Source organism: Pseudomonas sp. MDV22-iso1, from assembly GCF_058145095.1.
The window spans coordinates 79,246-102,743 of sequence record NZ_JBYVMF010000008.1; the positions used below are offsets into that span (position 1 = coordinate 79,246).

Below are 23,498 nucleotides of genomic sequence, written 5' to 3' on the forward strand. Positions count from 1 at the left end.
TGTAACGCGGTGTGACAACAATTGTTCAGCACCGGTTCAGCGGCGGACAGGACGCTTCTGCAATTTGCGCTGCAGCGTGCGACGGTGCATGCCCAGGGCGCGGGCAGTGGCGGAGATGTTGCCTTCGTGTTCGGTCAGTACGCGCTGGATGTGTTCCCACTGCAGGCGATCCACCGACATCGGGTTTTCCGGCACCAGCGTGTCGAGGTCGGCGTGCTCGGAGAGCAATGCGGCCAGTACGTCATCGGCGTCCGCCGGTTTGCACAGGTAGTTGCAGGCGCCGCGCTTGATCGCCTCGACAGCGGTGGCGATGCTCGAGTAACCGGTGAGGATCACCACGCGCATTTCCGGGTCCAGTTCAAGCAGCTTGGGCAGCAACACCAGGCCGGAGTCGCCGTCCATTTTCAGGTCCAGCGCCGCGTAATCCGGCAGATCAGCCTGAGCGATGGTCAGGCCTTCTTCGGCGGAACCGGCGGTGCTGACGCGAAAGCCACGGCGAGCCATGGCACGGGCCATGACGCGGGTGAAGGTTGCGTCGTCGTCAACCAATAGCAAATGCGGCAGTTCTTCGCCTTCACCTTCGACTTGGATATCGTCACTCATGTTCGTCTCCTCGGGCGACACGGGGCAGGCGCAGCTCGGTGAGCGTGCCACCTTCCTCATGACTGTAGAGTTTCACTGAGCCGCCAGCGCGTGTCACGCTGGCCTTGCTCAAAAACAGGCCCAGGCCGAAACCTTTGCCCTTGGTGGTAAAAAACGGTTTGCCGATCTGTTCGGCAATGGCCAGCGGCACACCGGCACCGTGGTCACGGATGCTGATGGTCAGATCTTCGGCATTCCAGTCCAGCGTGACTTGCAACCCTTCTGGGCAAGCATCGGCAGCGTTGTTCAGCAGATTCAGCAACGCTTGAGTCAGGTCGGGTGGCGGCGCCATGCGCGGCACCGTTCCTTGCCCCAGGCGCTGGAAGCGATAGCTGGCTTCAGGGCGCATCAGGTGCCAGCGGTTCAGGGCTTCGTCGAGCCAGTCGGTGACGTCCTGCATTTCCACCGCCAGGCGCCGATTGGCTTCCGCCGCCCGAACAAGCTGCTGCAAGGTGTCCTTGCACGCCTTGACCTGATCCTGCAGCACCTTCAGGTCGTCCTGCAGCATCGGGTCCGGATGATCCTGCTGCATTTCCTTGAGCAGCACGCTCATGGTCGCCAACGGTGTGCCCAGCTCATGGGCGGCGCCGGCGGCCTGGGTCGCGACAGCCAGCAACTGCTGATCGCGCAAACCCTCTTCGCGCCGAATCGCGCGCAACTCTTCCTGACGACGCAGCTCTTCGGCCATCCGCGCGGCGAAGAAGGTAATCACCGCCGCCGCCAGGGCGAAGCTCAGCCACATGCCATAGACCTGCAGGTTTTCCCGGGCGATGGGGAAGGTTTGCAGCGGATAGAAACGCGCCAGCAACAGGGTGTACATCGTCAACGCTATACCCGACAGAATCACCGAATAGCGCCATGGCAAGGTCACGGCGGCGATGGTCAGCGGAACGAGGTAATACGAGACGAACGGGTTGGTCGAGCCACCGGAGAAATACAGCAGCGCACTGTGGATAAACAGGTCGCAGGCCAGTTGCACGGCATATTCGAGCTCGGTCACCGGCCACGAAGTGCGCAGGCGAATGGCCGTGAATGCACACAGCAGCATCGAGCAGCCGAGGGTGGCGGCCAGTTGAAACCAGGGCAGCGGCAGCAAGTCAAGCCAGTAAGCCAAACCAACGGAGCCGGCCTGGGCAGCCAGCACCAAAGTGCGGATGAACGTCAGACGCCAGAGGTTCTGGCGAGTCGCGGAAGTAATTTGGACGGGGGCGAGCATGAGCTCTCCTGATGAGCGCTCCAGGCGGATCGCCGGGAGTATAACCAAGCGTAGGGCCTGACAGGCAAAAGTGCGGCAAACGGCCACATGCTTGTTGGGCACTGCACAACCCTTGTAGCAGCTGCCGAAGGCTGCGTTCGGCTGAGAAGCAGACGCATATCCGGTATGCACGGTTTTCCTGATGGACCGCAGCGCCGGGTTTAGCGACTGCTTCGCAGTCGAACGCAGCCTTCGGCAGCTGCTACAGGGGATCGCGTCGATCTGTATTGAAGTTGTAACTGTGCGAACCGGATCAATAAAGCTAGAGTCTGATGGTTTCACGCAGGCTCGGACCTTAACCCCTGCGCACCGTCCAAGGAGTTTTCATGCACACTTTTCGCCGCAGCGCCGCCCTTCTCGCCCTGACCGTTGGCACCGTCGCCAGCCTTCCGGCCCTGGCCGCCGATGAGCTCCATTACAACCAGATTTCCCTGCGCGCAGAAGTCAGTCAGGAAGTGGCACGCGACCTGATGATCGTGACCCTCTATACCGAAGATCAAAACACCGATCCGGCCAAGCTCGCCGCCGACGTCAGCACCACCATGAACAAGGCGCTGGCCCAGGCCAAACAAGTCAAAGACATCACGCTGCGCCAGGGCAGCCGCAACAGCTACCCGATCTACGACACCAAGGGCCAGAAAATCACCGGCTGGCGCGAACGTGCCGAACTGCGCCTGGAAAGCTCGGATTTCGCCGCCCTGTCGAAACTGACGGGCGAGCTGCTGACCGACCTGAAAATGGGTGGCATGGACTTCGCCATCGCTACGCCAACCCGCAAGGCCAGCGAAGACGCATTGCTTAAAGAAGCCGTGACCGCTTTCAAGGCCCGTGCGCAACTGGCCACGGATGCCCTGGGTGGCAAGGGCTATAAAATCGTTAACCTGAACCTCAACAGCAACGGTTATCCACAACCGTACATGCGCGGCCCGATGATGATGAAAGCAGCCAGCATGGATGCCGCCCCAGTGACCCCGGAAGTCGAGGCCGGCACCAGCCAGGTCAGCATGACGGCGGATGGGTCTATAGAAGTGTTGATGCCTTAACCCGCGTTGCCCCCCCTATAGGAGCTGCCGGAGGCTGCTCCTACAGGGAGATCGATGTATGCCGTTATTGAGGGTCGTCCTCAAAAACAGGTATTTCCTCGAATCCCGCCAACAACGCTACCCTGAGGAAAACATCGCTGCCCACATCCTCGGGGACTCCATGGAAAGAACCACCGTCAAACCGCTGTTACTCGCTCTCGCCTTAGCCTCCACCGCCCCGTTCGCCCAGGCAGCCACAACACTGGTCTACTGCTCCGAAGCGAGCCCCGCCGGATTCGATCCCAGTCAATACACCAGCGGCACCGACTTCGACGCCTCGGCTGAAACCGTCTTCAACCGCCTCACCCAATTCAAGCGCGGCGGCACGGAAATCGAACCCGGCCTTGCCACAAGCTGGGACGTATCCACGGACGGCCTCACCTACACTTTCCACCTGCGCGACGGTGTGAAATTCCACACCACGGAATATTTCACCCCCACCCGCGACTTCAACGCCGACGATGTATTGTTCACCTTCCAGCGCCTGCTCGACCCCCAAAATGCGTTCCGCAAAGCCTACCCCGCCGAATCGCCCTACTTCACCGACATGGGCCTGAACACGACGATAAAAAGCGTCGATAAAATCGACGATCACACCGTGCGATTCAGCCTGAACAATGTCGATGCCGCATTCGTGCAAAACCTGGCCATGAGTTTCGCCTCGGTGCAATCGGCCGAATATGCTGCGCAATTACTCAAAGAAAACAAGGCCGCCGATCTCAACCAGAAGCCCATCGGCACGGGCCCTTTTGTATTCAAGCGCTATCAGAAAGACTCGCAGATCCGCTACACCGCCAACCGGTCGTACTGGAAGCCCGAAGACGTGAAGCTCGACAACCTGGTCTTCTCGATCACTCCGGACGCGGCCGTGCGCTTGCAGAAGCTCAAGGCCGGTGAGTGCCAGGTCAGCGGCTACCCACGCCCGGCCGATATCGACGTCATGGAAAAAGATCCGAATCTGCGGGTGCTCAAGCAAGCAGGTTTCAACCTCGGGTTCCTGGCCTACAACGTGACGCATCCGCCGCTGGATCAACTCAAGGTACGCCAGGCTCTGGACATGGCCATCGACAAACCGGCGATCATCAAAGCGGTTTACCAAAGCGCAGGACAACTGGCGCAGAACGCCCTGCCACCGGCGCAATGGTCGTATGACCCTGGCATCAAGGACGCGCCCCACGATCCGGCCAAGGCCAAAGCGCTACTCAAAGAAGCAGGGGTTGCACCCGGTACCACTATTAATTTGTGGGCCATGACCGTGCAGCGCGCATCGAACCCCAACGCGCGGATGTCGGCGCAGATGATCCAGCAGGATTGGGAAAAAGTCGGGATAAAAGCCAACATCGTCAGCTATGAGTGGGGCGAATACATCAAGCGCGCCAAAAATGGCGAACATGACGCGATGATCTACGGCTGGACCGGCGACAACGGTGATCCGGATAACTGGCTCGGCGTGCTTTACAGCTGTGCGGCGGTGAAAGGCAGTAACTATGCTAAATGGTGCGACCCGGCCTACGACAAACTCGTGCAGCAGGCCAAGGTCTCCACCGACAAGCAGCAACGGATCAAACTGTACCAACAGGCACAGCAAATCCTTAAACAACAAGTACCTATCACGCCGATCGCCAACTCGACCGTTTTCCAGCCACTGCGCAAGGAAGTGACCGACTTCAGGATCAGTCCTTTTGGACTGACGCCCTTCTACGGAGTGGGTATAAATAGGTAACACCCCGCGCCAACCGGGTGCATCCGCTCTCATGGTTGCACCCGTCAGGTGCGCGATCTGCACCGAAAAAAACCGGCGCAAACGGTCAAATGCGCGTGAATTTATACATATGCGACATTAAGGTACGTTCGTGCCACTGTTTAAGGCTTGTAGCCACCCAGCATCTTGCAATGGGTATGGCCCCTGCATAAGTATCCGCAGGCACGACTCACGAGGTCGTCCTCTAATTCCAAAAATGACAACAAATCATGAGGCCACCATGCTTAAACACGCGGTCATTCCGTTTTTAGTCGGCGCCAGCCTGTTGGCTAGCGCTCCTTTCGCCTCTGCGGCGACTAACCTGGTGTTTTGCTCCGAAGGGAGCCCGGCCGGTTTTGATCCTGGTCAGTACACCACCGGAACCGACTTCGACGCCTCTGCAGAAACCATGTTCAACCGCCTGACCCAGTTCGAGCGCGGCGGCACCGCCGTGATTCCTGGCCTGGCGACCAGTTGGGACATTGCCGACGATGGCCTGACTTACACCTTCCACCTGCGTGAAGGCGTCAAGTTCCACACCACTCCGTACTTCAAGCCGACTCGTGAGTTCAACGCTGACGACGTGTTGTTCACGTTTAATCGCATGATTAACAAGGACGACCCGTTCCGTAAGGCGTACCCGACCGAATTCCCGTACTTCACCGACATGGGGATGGACACCAACATCACCAAGATCGATAAAGTCGACGACCACACCGTCAAGTTCACCCTTAAAGACGTAGACGCCGCGTTCATTCAGAACATGGCGATGAGCTTCGCATCCGTGCAGTCCGCCGAGTACGCTGCCCAGTTGCTCAAGGACGGCAAGGCCGCCGACATCAACCAGAAGCCGGTCGGCACTGGTCCGTTCGTGTTCAAGAGCTACCAGAAAGACTCCAACATCCGCTACACCGGGAACAAGGACTACTGGAAGCCTGACGACGTCAAGATCGACAACCTGATCTTCGCCATCACCACCGACCCGTCGGTACGCATCCAGAAGCTGAAGAAGAACGAGTGCCAGATCACTCTGTTCCCGCGTCCGGCGGACCTGAAGGCGCTGAAAGAAGACAAAGCCCTGAAAGTGCCTGACCAGGCTGGTTTCAACCTGGGTTACATCGCCTATAACGTGATGGACAAGGTCAAGGGCAGCAACGACGCGAACCCGCTGGCCCAGCTGAAAGTGCGTCAGGCACTGGACATGGCCGTCAACAAACAGCAGATCATCGACTCGGTTTACCAGGGCGCGGGCCAGCTGGCCGTTAACGCCATGCCGCCGACCCAGTGGTCCTACGACACCACCATCAAGGATGCCAAGTACGACCCTGAGAAAGCCAAAGAGCTGCTCAAGGAAGCTGGCGTCAAGGAAGGCACTGAAATCGTTCTGTGGGCGATGCCAGTGCAACGTCCGTACAACCCGAACGCCAAGCTGATGGCTGAAATGCTGCAGTCCGACTGGGCCAAGATCGGTCTCAAAGTCAAAATCGTCAGCTACGAATGGGGCGAGTACATCAAGCGCTCCAAGGGCGGCGAGAACCAGGCGATGATCATCGGCTGGAGCGGTGACAATGGTGACCCGGACAACTGGCTCAACGTGCTGTTCGGCTGCGACTCGCTGGAAGGCAACAACTTCTCGAAATGGTGCGACAAGAAATTTGACGGCATCGTCAAGGAAGCCAAGCGCACAACCGACCAGGCCAAGCGCACCGAACTGTACAAGCAGGCGCAACACGTCCTCAAAGACGCCGTTCCGATGACACCTATCGCTCACTCGACGGTGTTCCAACCCATGCGCAACAACGTGCAGGACTTCAAGATCAGCCCGTTTGGCTTGAACTCCTTCTACGGCGTCAGCGTCAGCAAATAAGATCTGGCAACGGCGACGTCTTTGACGTCGCCGTTGCTTTATCTACCGAGAAAGCAGGAAACGCCCTACGTCGACTTCCGCTGAGGACTACAGCAGCGAGGTGCGACGCGTCGACTTTTCCTACGAGTTTTTAGGACTCTGCGCATTTACTGCCGGCCCCCACGGCTCATACCGTCGGGGGATCCGACCAGTCCATGCGTGGGCTCTCGGTTATTGCTGCATGCACGGTCTGGATTCAAAGAGACCTCCTCCTCCCCGGACGGGACGGCGGGCTCATTGAAAAACACTACGAGAACAAGAGGGAGCGTCATGCGCCATACCTTGGTTTTATCCGCATTGCTGGGCACCGGCCTCTTGGCCGCCACTTCCATCAGCCAGGCCGCCACTGACAGCCTGGTGTTCTGTTCCGAAGGCAGCCCCGCTGGCTTCGACACCGCGCAGTACACGACCGCGACCGATAACGACGCCGCCGAGCCGCTGTACAACCGCTTGGCAGAGTTCGAAAAAGGCGCGACCAATGTCGTGCCGGGCCTGGCGACCAGCTGGGATATTTCCGAGGACGGCCTCACCTACACTTTTCACCTACGCGAAGGGGTGAAATTTCATACGACCAAGTACTTCACCCCTACTCGCGACTTCAACGCCGATGACGTGCTCTTCACGTTCAATCGCATGCTGGATCCGCAACAGCCTTTTCGTAAGGCCTATCCAACCGAGTTCCCGTACTTCAACGGGATGAGCCTCAACAAGAACATCGCCAAGGTCGAAAAGACCGGGCCGCTGACCGTGGTCATGACGCTCAACAGTGTCGACGCCGCGTTCATCCAGAACATCGCCATGAGCTTCGCCGCCATCCTCTCCGCCGAGTACGCCGACAAGCTGCTGGCCGGTGGCAAGCCGAGCGACATCAACCAGAAGCCGATTGGCACCGGGCCGTTCGTGTTCAAGAGTTATCAGAAAGACTCGAACATCCGGTACACCGGCAACAAGCAGTACTGGGACCCGAGCCGGGTCAAACTCGACAACCTGATTTTCGCGATCAATACCGACGCTTCGGTACGCGTGCAGAAACTCAAGGCCAACGAGTGCCAGATCACCCTGCATCCGCGCCCAGCCGACGTCCCGGCCCTGAAGAACGATCCGAAACTCAAGCTCATCGAAAAGCCCGGTTTCAACCTTGGCTATATCGCCTATAACGTGCGCCACAAGCCATTCGACCAGCTCGAAGTGCGCCAGGCGCTGGACATGGCGGTGAACAAGCAGGGGATTCTCAACGCGGTTTATCAAGGCGCCGGCCAGCTTGCAGTCAATGCCATGCCGCCGACCCAATGGTCCTACGACGAAACCATTAAGGACGCCGCCTACAACCCGGAAAAAGCCAAGGAATTGCTCAAGGCTGCCGGCGTGAAGGAAGGCACCGAGATCACCCTCTGGGCGATGCCGGTCCAGCGTCCCTACAACCCCAACGCCAAGTTGATGGCCGAAATGCTTCAGGCTGACTGGGCGAAAATCGGCCTCAAGGTGAAGATCGTCAGCTACGAATGGGGCGAGTACATCAAGCGCACCAAAAACGGCGAGCACGACATCAGCCTGATCGGTTGGACCGGTGACAACGGGGACCCGGACAACTGGCTCGGCACGCTTTACAGCTGCGACGCCATTGGCGGCAACAACTACTCCATGTGGTGTGATCCGGCTTACGACAAGCTGATCAAGCAGGCCAAGATCGTCACCGATCGCGACCAGCGCACCGTGCTTTACAAACAGGCGCAGCAGTTGCTCAAGCAGCAAGTGCCGATCACGCCAGTCGCCCACTCGACGGTCAACCAGCCGTTGAGCGCCAAAATCGAAGGGTTCAAGGTCAGTCCTTTCGGTCGTAACGTGTTCTCGGGTGTCAGCATAGAAAAATAACCGATTAGCCGAAAAACGCTGGGGGCGGATTCCGCCCCCACGCAAGCGTATTGCCTTAATTCGCCTATCAGGCTTGTTGCAAACGTTTGCATGCGTCGAATGAGTTCAAAACCAAAAAGCCGGATCACAAAAAAAGACCGGCATAAAAAAAAGAAAGAAAGGAGCTTCACCCATGAAACTGAGCAGCACCGCGTTATTGGCCCTGGCCATCAGCAGCATCACCGCCACGGCGTACGCAGAGACCCAAAGCCAGGAATTCACCCCGGTATCGGTCAACACCAAAAGCGCCCAAGCCGAAGCCACTGGCTTTGTTGAAGGCCAGTCGATCAGCGGCACGACCCGTAACTGGTACGCCAACGAGCAACTGAAACGCGGCGGCAAGTTCGCTTACAAGAAAGACGGCGTTTCGACCCCGACTGATCGCCGTATCAACTGGGTTCAAGGCACCATCATCAAGTACAACTCCGGTTTCACTGAAGGCACCGTTGGCTTCAGCACTGAAGTCGCTGCCTACAACGCCATTGCGCTGGAGCGCGACCGCGAGAACCTGGCTTCCAACAACGGCGGCGCACCGGGCACCCGTCCAGGCGCGGGCAACAACCGTACCCTGACAAAAGAAGGCGGCGACGCTCAAGGTCAGTGGAGCAAACTGGGCCTGGCCAACGTCAAGGCGCGTATCTCCAACACCACCCTGACCGCCGGCCGCATGAACTTCAGCAGCCCGCAAGTCGACGTTATCGGCAACCGTGCCCTGCCTTCGAGCTTCGAAGGTATCGCGATCCACAGCGAAGAACTGAACAACCTGTCCTTCGACCTGGCCACCTTCGATCGCAACTCACCGCGTACCGAAGAAAGCCTGAGCAAGTTCCGCTCCGAATACGGCTCGATCGACGCCGAAGCGGATCACGTGAACACCGCCGGTATCACATACACGCCGTTCGCCAGCCTGACCACCAGCCTTTGGGGTACGCAAGCCGAAGACCTGTGGAACCAGTACTACTTCGGCGCCAGCCACGTGCTGGGTGACAGCTCGGTACTGAGCCTGACCACCGGCCTGAACTACTACAAGACCGTCGACGAAGGCAAAAAGCTGCTGGGCGAAATCGACAACGACACCTACTCCCTGTCGCTCGGCCTGACCCACCTGGCCCACAGCCTGACCTTCTCGTATCAGGAAGTGAACGGTAACGAGTACTTCGATTACCTGCACGAAACCAACGGCATCTACCTGGCCAACTCCCTGCTGTCGGACTTCAACGGCCCGAACGAGAAGTCCTTCCAGATCGCCTACGGTCTGAACATGGCCGAATACGGCGTGCCAGGCCTGAAGTTCAACATCTACCAGGCTCGCGGCTGGGGCATCGACGGTACCCACTACAAAGGTGGCGGCTACGATGGCGTGCAGGCTATGGACGGCGAAACTCACTACGAATACGGCATCGGCGCTGCGTACGCCGTGCAGAGCGGCCCGCTCAAGGCCACCGCGATTCGTGCGACCTACACCGCTCACCGTGCCAGCGAAAACCAGGCTGATGGCAGCATCAACGAGTTCCGTCTCGTGACCACCATCCCGTTCAACATTCTGTAATGCGCCTGCCGAACGGCTGATTCAGCGATGAATCGACCGTTCGGCGTTTGCCTTTCACCTGATTGCAGAGGGTTCTTGATGAAAATGCTTCCCCTACGTGCGGCCATCGCTGCCGCGTTGCTGAGTGTCGCTGTCGGCGTCTCGGCCAAACCCTTGGTGGTTTGTACCGAGAACAGCCCGGAAGGCTTCGACACGGCCCTGTACACGACTGCAGTCACCGCCGACGCCGCAGCTGAAACCATCTTCAATCGCCTGGCCGATTTCAAGCCGGGTACCACTGAAGTGATTCCGGCGCTGGCCGAGTCCTGGGACATCAGCGAAGACGGGCTGACCTACACGTTCCACCTGCGCAAAGGCGTCAAGTTCCACACCACCGACTATTTCAAGCCGACCCGCGACATGAATGCCGATGACGTGCTTTGGAGTTTTCAGCGCCAGCTGGACCCGAATCACCCCTGGCATAAACAGTCGACCGTGGGCTTCCCCTACTTTGAAAGCATGGGCTTCAAAGAGCTGCTCAAAAGCGTCGAGAAGGTTGACGACAACACCGTCAAGTTTACCCTGACCCGCCGCGAAGCACCGTTCCTGGCCGACGTCGCCATGGCCTTCGCGTCGATCTACTCTGCCGAGTACGCCGACCAGTTGGTCAAGGCCGACAAGATGGGCGACCTGAACAACAAACCGGTCGGTACTGGCCCGTTTGTTTTTCAGCGTTACAACAAGGACGCCCAGGTCCGTTTCAAGGCCAACCCGGACTACTTCCGTGGCAAGCCTCCGGCAGACGCGCTGATCCTGGCTATCGGCACCGACAACAACGTGCGCCTGCAAAAGCTCAAGGCCAACGAGTGCCAGATCGCGCTGTATCCAAAACCGGATGACATCCCGAGCATCAAGAAAGACACCAACCTGAAGGTTGATGAAATGAACGCGATGACCGTTTCGTACATCGCCATGAACACCTCGCACAAGTACATGAGTGATGTACGCGTACGCAAAGCCATCGACATCGCCTTCGACAAAGCCGCAGCGGTCAACGCACTGTTTGGCAAAGGCAATGCCACCGTGGCGGTCAACCCGTACCCTGACACCCTGCTGGGCTACAACCACAAACTGACCAACCCGCCTCGCGACCTGGATAAGGCCCGCGCCCTGCTCAAGGAAGCCGGCGTGCCAGAGGGCACTGTATTTACCCTGTTCACGCGCAATGGCGGGGGTGCGACCAACCCTAACCCGATGCTCGCCGCGCAGATGATGCAGGCGGATCTGGCCAAGGTCGGGATCAAGCTCGACATCCGCGTCATGGAATGGGGCGAGATGCTCAAGCGCGCCAAAAATGGCGAACACGACATGGTGGCAGCCGGATGGGCGGGTGATAACGGTGACCCGGATAACTTCCTGACGCCTATGCTCAGTTGCGAGGCGGCCAAAAACGGCGAAAACTACGCGCGCTGGTGTAACGAGAAGTTTCAGGCGCTGCTCGACGAAGCCCGGGCTAAAGTGAACCCGGACGAACGCGCAGCGCTCTATGAGCAGGCACAGGAGATTTTCAACCAGGACCAGCCTTGGATCGCCTTGGCACACACCCGTATGTTTACTGCAATGCGCAAGAACGTAGAGGGCTATCACATCAGCCCTCTCACCACTAATAACTTCGCCACCACCCAGGTGAAGTAGATAAGAAAACTCCCGGTGTCCCTGACCCCAGGGATACCGGGCACGCCTAACCGGCTGATGAGGTACACCACAAGATGTTTAGTTTTATTGCCCGCCGATTGGGGTTACTGATCCCCACGTTCTTCGGCATCACCTTGCTGACTTTCGCGTTGATTCGCATGATTCCAGGCGACCCCGTGGAAGTAATGATGGGCGAACGCAGAGTCGACCCCGAAATGCATGCTCAGGCAATGGAACGCCTAGGTCTCAACAAACCCCTGTATGCCCAATACCTGGATTACATTGGCAAACTGGCCCACGGCGATCTCGGCGAATCCCTGCGTACCCGTGAAAGCGTCTGGAGTGAATTCACTTCTCTATTCCCTGCGACCCTGGAGCTGTCCATGGCCGCCCTGTTGTTCGCCGGCATCCTGGGCCTCCTGGCCGGGGTGATCGCGGCACTCAAGCGAGGATCCCTGTTCGACCATGGGGTGATGGGCATCTCCCTGGCGGGATATTCGATGCCGATCTTCTGGTGGGGCCTGATCCTGATCATGTTCTTCTCGGTGTCCCTGGGCTGGACCCCGGTGTCCGGACGGATCGACCTGCTCTATGACATCGAGCCCCGCACCGGTTTCATGCTCATCGACACCCTGCTGGCCGATGATGTGGGCGCATTCTTCGATGCCCTGCACCACCTGATCCTGCCGGCCATCGTGCTCGGCACCATCCCGCTGGCTGTGATCGCGCGGATGACCCGTTCTTCGATGCTCGAAGTGCTGCGTGAAGACTACATCCGCACCGCCCGCGCCAAAGGCCTGTCGCCTTCGCGCGTGGTGTTCGTCCATGGTTTGCGTAACGCGCTGATTCCGGTACTGACGGTGGTCGGCCTGCAAGTCGGCACACTGCTGGCCGGTGCGGTCCTGACCGAAACCATTTTCTCGTGGCCCGGCATCGGCAAATGGCTCATCGAAGCCATTGGCGCACGGGATTATCCCGTGGTGCAGAACGGCATCCTGTTAATCGCCTGCCTGGTGATTCTGGTCAACTTCGTAGTGGACATCCTCTACGGCTTTGCCAACCCACGCATCCGTCACCAGCGCTGAGATCATGACCATGACCACTCCAGCTTCAACTGCAAATCAAGCGGTAGCAGTCGATCAAAGCCTGCTGTACCCGTCTCCGTACAAAGAATTCTGGCAAGCGTTCTCCAAGAACAAAGGCGCTGTTGCCGGCTTGTTGTTCATGCTGCTCGTGGTCTTCTGCGCGCTTTTCGCGCCGTGGGTTGCGCCGCATAACCCGAGCGAGCAATACCGTGATTTCCTGCTGACCCCGCCGTCGTGGCTGGAAGGTGGGCAGTTGCAGTTCCTGCTCGGCACCGATGAACTGGGTCGCGACCTGCTGTCGCGGCTGATCCATGGTTCGCGCCTGTCGCTGCTGATCGGCTTGTCATCGGTAGTGATGTCGCTGATTCCGGGCATCCTCCTGGGTCTGTTCGCCGGGTTCTTCCCGCGTTTGCTTGGCCCGACCATCATGCGTCTGATGGACATCATGCTGGCCCTGCCGTCCCTGCTCTTGGCAGTGGCGATTGTCGCCATCCTCGGCCCTGGCCTGATCAACACCATTATTGCGATCGCCGTGGTTTCGTTGCCGTCCTATGTTCGTCTGACCCGCGCTGCGGTAATGGGCGAACTGAACCGCGACTACGTGACCGCCGCGCGCCTTGCCGGTGCCGGTCTGCCACGACTGATGTTCGTGACCGTGCTGCCTAACTGCATGGCGCCACTGATCGTTCAGGCGACCTTGAGCTTCTCCTCGGCGATTCTCGATGCCGCTGCACTGGGCTTTCTCGGCCTTGGCGTACAACCGCCAACCCCTGAGTGGGGCACCATGCTGGCTTCGGCTCGCGACTACATCGAACGCGCCTGGTGGGTCGTGAGTCTGCCTGGTTTGACCATTTTGCTCAGCGTGCTGGCAATCAACTTGATGGGTGACGGCTTGCGCGATGCGCTGGACCCGAAACTCAAGAACGCCGCCTGAGGAGATTCAAATGTCATTGCTAGAAATCAAGAATCTCAACGTTCGCTTTGGCGACAAGAACGCTGTTCCGGTGGTCGACGGTCTCGACATTTCTGTGGACAAGGGTGAAGTCCTGGCCATCGTTGGCGAATCAGGGTCCGGCAAGTCCGTGACCATGATGGCGCTGATGGGCCTGATCGAACATCCAGGGATCGTCACCGCCGACGCCCTGAATTTCGATGGCAAGAACATGCTCAAGCTCAGCAACCGACAGCGTCGGCAAATCGTCGGCAAAGACCTGGCGATGGTTTTCCAGGACCCGATGACCGCGCTGAACCCGAGCTACACCGTCGGCTTCCAGATCGAAGAAGTGCTGCGCCTGCACCTGAAAATGTCAGGCAAACAAGCGCGCAAACGCGCCATCGAACTGCTGGAAAAAGTTGAGATCCCGGGCGCTGCGAGCCGTATGGACGCCTACCCGCATCAACTCTCCGGCGGTATGAGCCAGCGTGTCGCGATCGCCATGGCGATTGCCGGCGAACCGAAACTGCTGATTGCCGATGAACCGACCACGGCACTGGACGTGACGATTCAGGCACAGATCATGGACTTGCTGCTGGCGTTGCAGAAAGAGCAGAACATGGGCCTGGTGCTGATCACCCACGACCTCGCCGTCGTGGCCGAAACCGCTCAGCGTGTGTGCGTGATGTACGCCGGTCAGGCGGTGGAAGTCGGTCAGGTACCGCAGTTGTTCGACATCCCGGCACACCCGTACAGCGAAGCGCTGCTCAAGGCGATTCCGGAACACAGTCTCGGCGCGTCACGCCTGTCGACATTGCCGGGCATCGTTCCTGGTCGTTACGACCGCCCGCAGGGTTGCCTGTTGTCGCCGCGCTGCCCGTATGTGCAAGAGAATTGCCGCACCCAACGCCCGGCCCTTGACCCGAAAAGCAACAGCCTCGCCCGCTGCTTCTACCCGCTGAACCAGGAGGTGGCGTAATGGCCGTCGTACTTACCGCCCGCGACCTGACCCGTCACTACGAAGTGTCCCGTGGCCTGTTCAAGGGCCATGCGACCGTACGCGCCCTCAACGGTGTGTCGTTCGAACTGGAAGCCGGCAAGACCCTCGCTGTCGTGGGTGAATCGGGTTGCGGCAAGTCCACCCTGGCGCGTGCGTTGACGCTGATCGAGGAGCCATCTTCCGGCTCCTTGAAAATCGCCGGGCAAGAAGTCACCGGTGCTGACAAAGCTCAGCGCAAGCAACTGCGCAAAGACGTGCAGATGGTTTTCCAAAGCCCGTACGCGTCGTTGAACCCCCGGCAGAAAGTCGGTGATCAACTCGGCGAACCGCTGCTGATCAACACCAATCTGTCGGCGGCTGAACGTCGCGAGAAAGTGCAGGCGATGATGAAGCAAGTGGGTTTGCGCCCTGAGCATTATCAGCGTTACCCGCACATGTTCTCCGGCGGCCAGCGCCAACGGATCGCCCTCGCGCGCGCCATGATGCTGCAGCCGAAAGTGCTGGTGGCGGACGAACCGACTTCCGCACTGGACGTGTCGATTCAGGCTCAGGTACTAAACCTGTTCATGGACCTGCAGCAGGAGTTCAACACCGCCTACGTGTTCATCTCCCACAACCTGGCGGTCGTGCAACACGTCGCCGATGACGTGATGGTGATGTACCTCGGTCGCCCGGTGGAAATGGGCCCGAAGAACGACATCTATGCCCGTCCTCTGCACCCGTATACCCAGGCATTGCTGTCGGCCACCCCGACCATTCACCCGGACCCGAACAAGCCGAAGATCAAGATTGTCGGCGAACTTCCCAACCCGCTGAACCCGCCTTCCGGCTGCGCCTTCCACAAGCGCTGCCCGTACGCCACCGAGCGCTGCAGCACTGAAGAACCGGCCCTGCGCCTGCTCGACAGCCGGCAGGTGGCTTGCCACTACGCCGAGCAGTTCCTGGACGGCGCGGCGTAAAAAGTGGGCGTAGGCTAGCCCGCTCCCACAGTGGTAGTTGCATGCTTCACTAACCCCTTTCACTCCGGCTGCGCATCAGTCGGGGTTGAAGGGGTTTTCTTTTGGCTTCGCTTTACATGGCTATTGCCGTCTAAACCCGTTCGTTGTCGTTGGCCGGAACCGGCACCCCGCAATCATCGTTGCGATCCCACTCTCGATAAGCGAGTGGCTTGATAAATCAGTGGCATGGAGAACAGCGCCAGAGTCGAACTTGCGAACCAGACGCTATGCCCACCGAAATGGCCATACAACTGCCCTCCAAGCGCGGGTGATAGCAGCACACTAGCACTCCAGAACGTGGAGAAAAGACCGAAGTAATGACCACTTTTCCCTGCTTGGGCACGTTGCATAACCAGCACGTTCAGGGTGGGCATGAACAGTATTTCGCCAAGCGTCCAAATCGTGGTCGAGAGGCAGACGTAGAGTATCCCGGAACCTAAAGGAAGCATTCCCAAGCCGCAAGCCAGCAACACGCTGCCAGCCAACAACTGTCGTCGCGCGCCCCACTGCTCGCTCCAATGTGATAACGGGATTTGCAGCAGCACGACCAATACGGCATTGAGTGCAAACTGCCACCCTATGACTTCAGTACCCAACCGATAGTAGTCGAGTAGATAGTTACCCAGCATGCTGTAGACCGGCTCGAAGGCTAGGCCGAGTACCACAGAAGCCGCCAACAGCCAGAGAAAAGGCTTGTCCCTGAAAGGGGCGGAGGAACCCGAAGGCGTGCCAGTGGTTTCATCATGGATCAGAACTGCACGATGGAGGGTTGCCCGGACAAACCAGACCAACGCCATCAGCGTCATGCCTGCACTGAGGAAAAATATTAACCGGAAATCAGACTGCGCCAGAACTCCGCCCATCGCACCGGCTACCGCCATACCCAGATTGCTGGCAACACGACTTAACGACTGCGCACGAGCGCGTTGCGCTAACTGGCAATACTCCATAATCAAACGTTGATGCAACGTACGAATCGCACCATCGAGTGCACCGCTTACCAGCAGCAATCCCGCCAGCAATGACACATCGGTAATCAGCCCCAGCAAGACCAATATCCATACCGAGACAAAAAACAGCAAAGCAGTCAGGCGGGTGGTTGAAAAATGATCACTCAGCAGTCCTCCGCCCATTGACCCGATCAGCAACCCGGCGCCGTAACCGGATAACAACCAGCCAACAGTCTCGATTGTCAGCCCGAGTTCCTGACGTAGATACAACGCCATGAACAGTTTGACCATGGCACTCAACCGGCTGATGAAAATCAACGCAGCAAGCATCCAGGCCATCGCACAGAAATAGCCATCCAGCCGTATCAAATGAACAAGCCGATTAGTCATGCCACCGGTCCAGGTTGTGGCTCACTTGGCTATGAATACCCTTTGAAGCAAAAGGAATGTCCGAGCGGATCCCGTGATCGGCATCGAAAAAGTACTGCGCTTGCAACTGCCCTTGAGCATCAAGGCCAATCAAAGGGTTGTTTATCAGGAATTGTCTGGATGAAGCACAAAGCGCTGGCACTCGAATGAGTAATCGAGATTGACCGAACACATTATCTGGGATGACAGCCCGTGCCCCGAAGCGTTTCTTGTATTGGAAAGTCCCTTTACTCAAAAACGGTTCACAGCCTTGGAAGTCAACACGATCAATAAGCGGTTGATTGGACGCCCACTCCAAAATCGCGTGATAAACAAAATTCTGAGCTCCATTTCTCCGAAAAATCGCGGCACCACCATCGACCCCTATCAAGCGTGCATTCAAGGTGCGCTTCGGTTTATCTAGCTGCGAAACACTCCCAGCGACCCATTTACCATTCAAATGTACACGGAACAGCATGCCGCGCTTGAACAAGTCCAGATAAGCCACTTGCTCTTGTACACTCCGTGCAAATGGTCCATAGCGAGCGTTCATCGTTGGGGTATGCATAGAATGGTAAAAGGAGAAGAAATCTTTATCCTCAAGTGACACATCGAAAGAGAAACCTTGCTCAACCAATTGAGCGTGGCGCTTGTTCTCTCGATTGGAGAACTCATCCAACACAGCGCTCCACCCAGTAGAAACATCAACGCTTTGGTGAATTCTGCTAAGCCCTATAACATCACCTGGCCGCTGGCATTGCTTCACTACATCTGACACGGCCATTAACAAGGTCATATCGGCTTGTTTCTCGTCAATAAACAACGAAAGATGTTCCCATTCCAAAATACCTTCCTGATCTACAGATGAGTGTTCAAAAAAACATTCATCCACAAATGGCGCGATGTAGAGAAGTCCTTCTACCATCCCGACATATACAAGGCGCGCCGGCATTCCAGCTTTGGTGCTCCCCGTGTAGATGCGAAAATGGCAGAGTGACTTCTGACTTACTGAAAGATCAGCAATCATGACTTATAGGTACCGCAGAGCTTTTCCATCATCTCTTCTGCACTGCTCACGAATGATAGTCCATCTGTGGGCATGGCTTCGTAATCCTGTCGACAATAGGAGCCAGATGCATGAATAGTGCATCCGTCCATACCTATCAGTAACTGTCGGTCAATTGCATTCAAGCAACCTGTCAGCGCCATCACCAATGACCACTCTTTTAGATCTCTTGGGTCCGCTGGGAGTTTGACAGGCGTACTCGTCAGCAACTGGGCACACTCGCTGTAGCGCTGCATGCACTCATAGAGCGATACGACAATTCCCGCCCCCCCATTGGCTTTCACCAATCCAGACATTTCAGTGGCGGTAGCCGGAAGGTGCGTATAAAACGTAGGTTCCAGAATTTCGTCGGGGCTCCAGGTTGTCGTAGGGAAATATGGAGAACCCGATTGAGTCCATAGACCGTTTGAAGACTGCTTGTAACTTGGCGTAGATGCACCTTCGAAGTTCCCGTCGAGTAAATGAAGCACCATGTCACTAGTAGCGAGATGCTGAACCAGCAGAAATGAAGGTGTAGACACCGGTTTGTTCTGTTGTTTTAGTACCTCAACGCCTGAACAGTATCCTAGAAGACCATATGCACTCGACACTGCATGCACATGTACTGTCTTCCGGTCAGTGTCCCATGCATCACCATACTCAAAGTCGAAGAAAGCCCGAGCCTGATCAGAGAACCGGTAATTCTCAAGCCGGAGGGAGTGCCACAGCTTCAACTCACCTAAAGGATTATGACTGAAGAGTTCTTTGAACTGCTGCCCCACAACCTTAACTGCTTCAGGCGAAGTGGCATCCAGAATGAAAACCGGGTTCAATGCACGCAACTGATCGTCATCATAAAGTTCAGTTCTACGAATTTTCCCGATGGTTTGCGAAGGAGTTAACGTAACAATGCGCAATTGCTCTGGATGCACAAGTTTGGCTTTTAATGCACGTAGAACTGCGTCGCGGAGCGCAATGGCTTTGTTACCGGACGAAGGAGAAAACAACAAAATGCTGTCGCCGGTGTCCTGGATATGACGAATAGCGCGCGCAACAATCAGTGTAGAGGCGAAGGTCTTTGTTGTTTGAGTGCTAACATTTTGTCTCAAATCGAACAATCGGAGTGGTATCCCTCGGTAACAGCCTATCTCAAAAAATTGCGCGGTAGCGACAGAGAGAAAGCTTTGCATGCGGCTATCCAGCTGAGGCAACTTCATAGCTGGCTCAAATGCATCGCTGCAGTGGTCGACTTCAAAATTAGTCGCACTGCTGACGATCAGATCGTAATAACGCTCTAAAACGGAAATTGGCGTATTAACCTCGAGCGTTACCTGCGCGGACTTATCTGATTTCACTACATCCATTGTTCTTCGCTCCCATGAATAGTCGCTAAATGCGATGTCTTCTGAAAGCTAGACGCCAACAATTTCGTTGTCCTGGGTTAAAACGCTTCAATCACTCAGAAAAAGAGTCGGGCTACGAATTTTGGAAAAAAGCCCTACAGACAAGCCCTACTCAATTCGACATCTGATGCTCTCAAACCTCAAAACATGTGGTTTGTGTGTCGTTTCCCCGAGCAATCCAACGGTTTGTCACAGCAAGCCCGCAAACACAATTTAACTTGAATTCTCCACGACCCCCTTCCACCCCGGCTGCGCATCAGTCGGGGGAGAAGGGGTTTTCTTTTGCCTGGGATTTACGTTTGGCTATCGCCTTCATCCGGGTCATCGGAGTCCGGCTCATCGGTGGTGGAGTCATCATCGTCCGCGCTGCCACCCTGGCCTTTATCCCCCGGTTCCGATTCGGACTTGGCGATCATCATGCCCGTATGCACCACCTGCCCGCTCGACGCGTGCTCACCCTTTTCCGGGCATTCGGCCCACGCCGCTGACATGCCGACGGCCAGCATCACCAAAACCTTAAGCAACAGCACAATGCGTTGAAAAATGCTCATAGCTGAATCCATCCTTTTAAGGGTGAAGCATGGAAGTGCCTGTGTGGGCGCTGAATGAAATCTAGTTCCGATTGACTCGGTTCTCCAGATAGGACGCTAACGAATGGGTGGAAATGCCAATGATCGCCAGACTGGTTTTGCATAATCATTAGGGCGATTGGTTATTTACGAAGGAAGGGATTCTCGTAGGAGCAATGCCTGATGTCGCAGGCTACTCGAAGCAATGCCGAGGTTATCTCGGGCCTGATCGCCGACGACTTCACGGAATTCGGCGCCAGCGGCGGCGTCTGGTACAAAGCCGACATCGTCGAGCACCTGCCTGATCAACCCTTTACCCCACGGACCATCAGCGAGTTCGCAGTCAAGCAGCTCTCACCCAACACGGCATTGGTGACCTATCACTGTCACACCGGCTCCATCACTCCCGTCACAAGCTTGCGTAGCTCGATCTGGCGCCTGCAGGGTGATCGATGGCAGATGGTTTTTCATCAAGGAACATTGATTCCCCGTAACGACTGTCAACATAAAACGTCTAGGAGCGAGCCTGCTCGCGATGACTGAGTGTCAGTCAACATGAATGTTGAATGATCCGTTGCCATCGCGAGCAGGCTCGCTCCTACAGGGATTGTGTTCAGCCACAAAAAACCCCGCAGCTTTCGAAACGGGGTTTTGGTGTTTCGGATCAGCGCTTAGTGATGCTCACGCGTCGCGCGGAATTTCACGTCCGGCCAGCGCTCTTCCATCAGCGCCAGGTTGACCCGAGTCGGGGCCAGGTAGGTCAGGTGACCGCCGCCGTCGATGGCGAGGTTTTCCACGGCCTTGATGCTGAACTCTTCGAGCTTCTTCTTATCGCTGCAATCGATCCAGCGCGCGGAGTACACGGTGATCGGCTCGTAGGAGCATTCGACCTTGTATTCCTCTTTGAGGCGGCTGGCGACTACATCGAACTGCAGCACGCCGACGGCGCCGAGGATGATGTCGTTGCTGCGCTCGGGGAAGAACACCTGGGTGGCGCCCTCTTCCGCCAGTTGCTGCAAACCCTGGCGCAGTTGCTTGGATTTCAGCGGATCGCGCAGGCGTACGCGGCGGAACAGTTCCGGGGCGAAGTGCGGGATACCGGTGAAGCCCAGGACTTCGCCTTCGGTGAAGGTGTCGCCGATCTGGATGGTGCCGTGGTTGTGCAGGCCGATAATGTCGCCCGCGAAGGCTTCTTCAAGCTGCTCACGTTCGGAGGAGAAGAACGTCAGGGCATCGCCGATCCGCACGTCTTTGCCGGTACGCACATGGCGCATCTTCATGCCTTTCTCGTACTTGCCGGAGCAGATACGCATGAAGGCAATACGGTCGCGGTGTTTCGGGTCCATGTTCGCCTGGATCTTGAACACGAAGCCGGCGAATTTCTCTTCGATCGGCTCTACGGTGCGTTCGTTGGCGACACGGGCAAGCGGTTTCGGCGCCCAGTTGACCACCGCGTCGAGCACGTGATCGACACCAAAGTTACCCAGTGCGGTACCGAAGAACACCGGCGTCAGCTGGCCGTCGAGGAATTCCTGCTGATTGAATTCATGGCAGGCGCCTTGCACCAGCTCCAGCTGATCGACGAAGCGATCGTACTCGTCGCCCAAGTGCGCGCGGGCTTCATCGGAGTCGAGCTTCTCGATGATTTTCACCTCGGTGCGCTCATGGCCGTGGCCGGCGGTGTACACGATGATGTAGTCGTCGGCGAGGTGATAAACGCCTTTGAAGTCGCGGTAGCAACCGATCGGCCAGGTGATTGGCGCGGCCTTGATCTTCAGGACGGCTTCGATTTCGTCGAGCAGTTCGATCGGGTCGCGGATGTCACGGTCGAGTTTGTTGATGAAGCTGACAATGGGCGTGTCACGCAGACGGCAGACGTCCATCAGCGCGATGGTCCGTGGCTCTACGCCCTTACCGCCGTCGAGAACCATCAATGCCGAGTCGACCGCCGTCAGGGTGCGGTAGGTATCTTCGGAGAAGTCTTCGTGGCCCGGGGTGTCGAGCAGGTTGATCATGTGATCGCGATACGGAAACTGCATGACCGACGTGGTAATGGAGATACCCCGCTGCTTTTCCATTTCCATCCAGTCGGAGGTGGCATGGCGGTCGGATTTACGCGACTTCACCGTGCCCGCAATCGCAATCGCCTTGCCCATCAGCAAGAGCTTCTCGGTGATGGTGGTCTTACCCGCATCGGGGTGGGAAATAATGGCGAAAGTGCGGCGTTTCGCGACTTCGGCGGCCTGTTTGGTCATGGGAAATCGCCTGGCGGTGATTCAAAAAAGGGCGGCGAGTATAGCGCAAACCGACCTCGACAGACCACCGTTCACCCAGTCGCCCACGGCGATTAACGGGACCGTTGGGCCATCAAGGGTGGCTAATTGCTGCTAAATATGGAACCTTTTAAAAGGTGCAGACGTCCACTCCCCTGTTACTGCACTCGTACCAGGGGCTGATAAATCAGCAAGTTAGCCTGACGAGGCTGCGCTTATGGCCCGATTCATGTCCCTTTGCGGACATAGAACGAGCTGCTTCTCGCGAACGCCAAACACCCGGCAGCCAGGAATGGCATTGCCACACGGGACTGCGTTCGCCGACAAAGAAAAAAAGGAGTCCGCCTGTGGCTATTCGCTATGGCAAAGGGCTGATAGGAGGAGCGGTTGTCGTCGCCCTTCTGGCCCTGCTGGTCCACTGGATCGGCATCAACACGATCGAACATTACCGCGACGATTTGTTGTTTTACCTGCAAGCTCATTTGATTCTTGTGATTGTCTCCATGCTGGCCGCCCTTGTCGTGGGCATACCCGCCGGTATCTTCCTCAGCCGCCCGACCATGGTTGGACGCGCCGAACGCTTCATGCAGATCTTCAACATCGGCAACACCGTGCCGCCTCTCGCCGTACTGGCCATCGCCCTGGGTATCCTCGGCATCGGCAGCGGCCCTGCGATCTTCGCCCTGTTCCTCGCCTCGCTCTTGCCGATTGTGCGCAATACCTACGAAGGGCTGAAAAACGTCCAGGGTTCACTCAAGGAAGCGGCCGTCGGCATCGGCATGACACCGGCTCAGGTGCTGTGGCGGGTTGAACTGCCGAATGCGGTGCCGATCATCATTGGTGGTGTGCGTGTCGCCCTGGCGATCAACGTGGGTACTGCGCCTTTGGCGTTCCTGATCGGCGCCAATAGCCTGGGCAGTCTGATTTTCCCTGGCATCGCCCTGAACAATCAGCCGCAACTAATGCTCGGCGCGGCCTGCACCGCCCTGCTGGCCTTGCTGCTCGACGGCCTGGTGATACTGGCCAGTCGTCTCTGGCTCGAACGCGGCCTACGCCCGTCTTAAGCCTCGGCA

General features: G+C 57.3%; 19 protein-coding genes. 12 read left to right on the forward strand and 7 right to left on the reverse strand.

Annotation, left to right across the window (positions count from 1 at the left end; translation table 11 throughout):
* Positions 1-36: 36 nt before the first annotated feature.
* The gene (locus AC3ZVB_RS11735) at positions 37-603 is read right to left on the reverse strand and encodes a response regulator transcription factor (RefSeq protein WP_045061485.1); all 567 of its coding nucleotides are present in this window, start codon (positions 601-603) and stop codon (positions 37-39) included.
* A complete protein-coding gene (locus AC3ZVB_RS11740; protein WP_490146601.1) occupies positions 596-1,858 on the reverse strand; it encodes an ATP-binding protein in 1,263 nt (420 codons plus the stop codon). The genes AC3ZVB_RS11735 and AC3ZVB_RS11740 overlap by 8 nt, the downstream gene beginning before the upstream one ends.
* A 365-nt stretch (positions 1,859-2,223) precedes the next feature.
* Between AC3ZVB_RS11740 and AC3ZVB_RS11745 the strand changes: the two genes are divergently transcribed.
* From AC3ZVB_RS11745 to AC3ZVB_RS11790, 10 genes are all read left to right on the forward strand, one after another.
* The gene (locus tag AC3ZVB_RS11745) at positions 2,224-2,940 is read left to right on the forward strand and encodes an SIMPL domain-containing protein (RefSeq protein ID WP_162440071.1); all 717 of its coding nucleotides are present in this window, start codon (positions 2,224-2,226) and stop codon (positions 2,938-2,940) included.
* Positions 2,941-3,100: 160 nt separating this feature from the next.
* Positions 3,101-4,702 carry an ABC transporter substrate-binding protein gene (locus tag AC3ZVB_RS11750; RefSeq protein ID WP_490146653.1) on the forward strand — a complete coding sequence of 534 codons (1,602 nt, stop codon included), beginning with the start codon at positions 3,101-3,103 and terminating at the stop codon, positions 4,700-4,702.
* Between the two features lie 259 nt (positions 4,703-4,961).
* Positions 4,962-6,587, forward strand: a complete 1,626-nt coding sequence (locus tag AC3ZVB_RS11755; RefSeq protein WP_490146602.1) for an ABC transporter substrate-binding protein — start codon at positions 4,962-4,964, stop codon at positions 6,585-6,587.
* Positions 6,588-6,896: 309 nt separating this feature from the next.
* Complete coding sequence (locus tag AC3ZVB_RS11760) at positions 6,897-8,498, forward strand: ABC transporter substrate-binding protein (RefSeq protein ID WP_194691419.1); 1,602 nt, start codon at positions 6,897-6,899, stop codon at positions 8,496-8,498.
* Between the two features lie 172 nt (positions 8,499-8,670).
* On the forward strand, positions 8,671-10,086 hold the full coding sequence (locus AC3ZVB_RS11765) for an OprD family porin (protein ID WP_490146603.1): 1,416 nt from the start codon (positions 8,671-8,673) through the stop codon (positions 10,084-10,086).
* A gap of 78 nt (positions 10,087-10,164) precedes the next feature.
* Positions 10,165-11,760, forward strand: coding sequence for an ABC transporter substrate-binding protein (locus tag AC3ZVB_RS11770; protein ID WP_194691421.1), 1,596 nt, complete (start codon positions 10,165-10,167; stop codon positions 11,758-11,760).
* 74 nt (positions 11,761-11,834) lie between these two features.
* Entirely contained in the window at positions 11,835-12,845 is a 1,011-nt protein-coding gene (locus AC3ZVB_RS11775; protein ID WP_017336505.1) for an ABC transporter permease subunit, read from the forward strand.
* A 10-nt stretch (positions 12,846-12,855) separates the two neighbouring features.
* Entirely contained in the window at positions 12,856-13,779 is a 924-nt protein-coding gene (locus AC3ZVB_RS11780; RefSeq protein WP_162440066.1) for an ABC transporter permease subunit, read from the forward strand.
* A 10-nt stretch (positions 13,780-13,789) separates the two neighbouring features.
* Positions 13,790-14,758 carry an ABC transporter ATP-binding protein gene (locus AC3ZVB_RS11785; RefSeq protein ID WP_162440065.1) on the forward strand — a complete coding sequence of 323 codons (969 nt, stop codon included), beginning with the start codon at positions 13,790-13,792 and terminating at the stop codon, positions 14,756-14,758.
* The gene (locus tag AC3ZVB_RS11790) at positions 14,758-15,738 is read left to right on the forward strand and encodes a peptide ABC transporter ATP-binding protein (RefSeq protein WP_162440064.1); all 981 of its coding nucleotides are present in this window, start codon (positions 14,758-14,760) and stop codon (positions 15,736-15,738) included. The genes AC3ZVB_RS11785 and AC3ZVB_RS11790 overlap by 1 nt, the downstream gene beginning before the upstream one ends.
* 173 nt (positions 15,739-15,911) lie before the next feature.
* Here AC3ZVB_RS11790 and AC3ZVB_RS11795 read toward each other — a convergent pair whose 3' ends face one another.
* From AC3ZVB_RS11795 to AC3ZVB_RS11810, 4 genes are all read right to left on the reverse strand, one after another.
* Positions 15,912-17,117, reverse strand: a complete 1,206-nt coding sequence (locus AC3ZVB_RS11795; protein WP_490146604.1) for an MFS transporter — start codon at positions 17,115-17,117, stop codon at positions 15,912-15,914.
* Positions 17,110-18,162, reverse strand: coding sequence for a hypothetical protein (locus AC3ZVB_RS11800; RefSeq protein ID WP_162440062.1), 1,053 nt, complete (start codon positions 18,160-18,162; stop codon positions 17,110-17,112). The genes AC3ZVB_RS11795 and AC3ZVB_RS11800 overlap by 8 nt, the downstream gene beginning before the upstream one ends.
* Positions 18,159-19,544, reverse strand: coding sequence for a DUF6002 family protein (locus AC3ZVB_RS11805; RefSeq protein WP_162440061.1), 1,386 nt, complete (start codon positions 19,542-19,544; stop codon positions 18,159-18,161). Before AC3ZVB_RS11805 ends, AC3ZVB_RS11800 begins: the two co-directional genes overlap by 4 nt.
* 332 nt (positions 19,545-19,876) lie before the next feature.
* Complete coding sequence (locus tag AC3ZVB_RS11810) at positions 19,877-20,134, reverse strand: hypothetical protein (RefSeq protein ID WP_490146605.1); 258 nt, start codon at positions 20,132-20,134, stop codon at positions 19,877-19,879.
* 201 nt (positions 20,135-20,335) lie between these two features.
* On the opposite strand from AC3ZVB_RS11810, the gene AC3ZVB_RS11815 reads away from it, so the two are divergent.
* Positions 20,336-20,695: a nuclear transport factor 2 family protein gene (locus AC3ZVB_RS11815; protein WP_490146606.1), complete on the forward strand. Its 360-nt coding sequence runs from the start codon at positions 20,336-20,338 to the stop codon at positions 20,693-20,695.
* 128 nt (positions 20,696-20,823) lie between these two features.
* On the opposite strand, the gene AC3ZVB_RS11820 is transcribed toward AC3ZVB_RS11815, so the two are convergent.
* On the reverse strand, positions 20,824-22,407 hold the full coding sequence (locus tag AC3ZVB_RS11820; RefSeq protein ID WP_162440781.1) for a peptide chain release factor 3: 1,584 nt from the start codon (positions 22,405-22,407) through the stop codon (positions 20,824-20,826).
* A gap of 365 nt (positions 22,408-22,772) precedes the next feature.
* Between AC3ZVB_RS11820 and AC3ZVB_RS11825 the strand changes: the two genes are divergently transcribed.
* Positions 22,773-23,489 carry an ABC transporter permease gene (locus tag AC3ZVB_RS11825; protein ID WP_162440780.1) on the forward strand — a complete coding sequence of 239 codons (717 nt, stop codon included), beginning with the start codon at positions 22,773-22,775 and terminating at the stop codon, positions 23,487-23,489.
* Positions 23,490-23,498 lie beyond the last annotated feature (9 nt).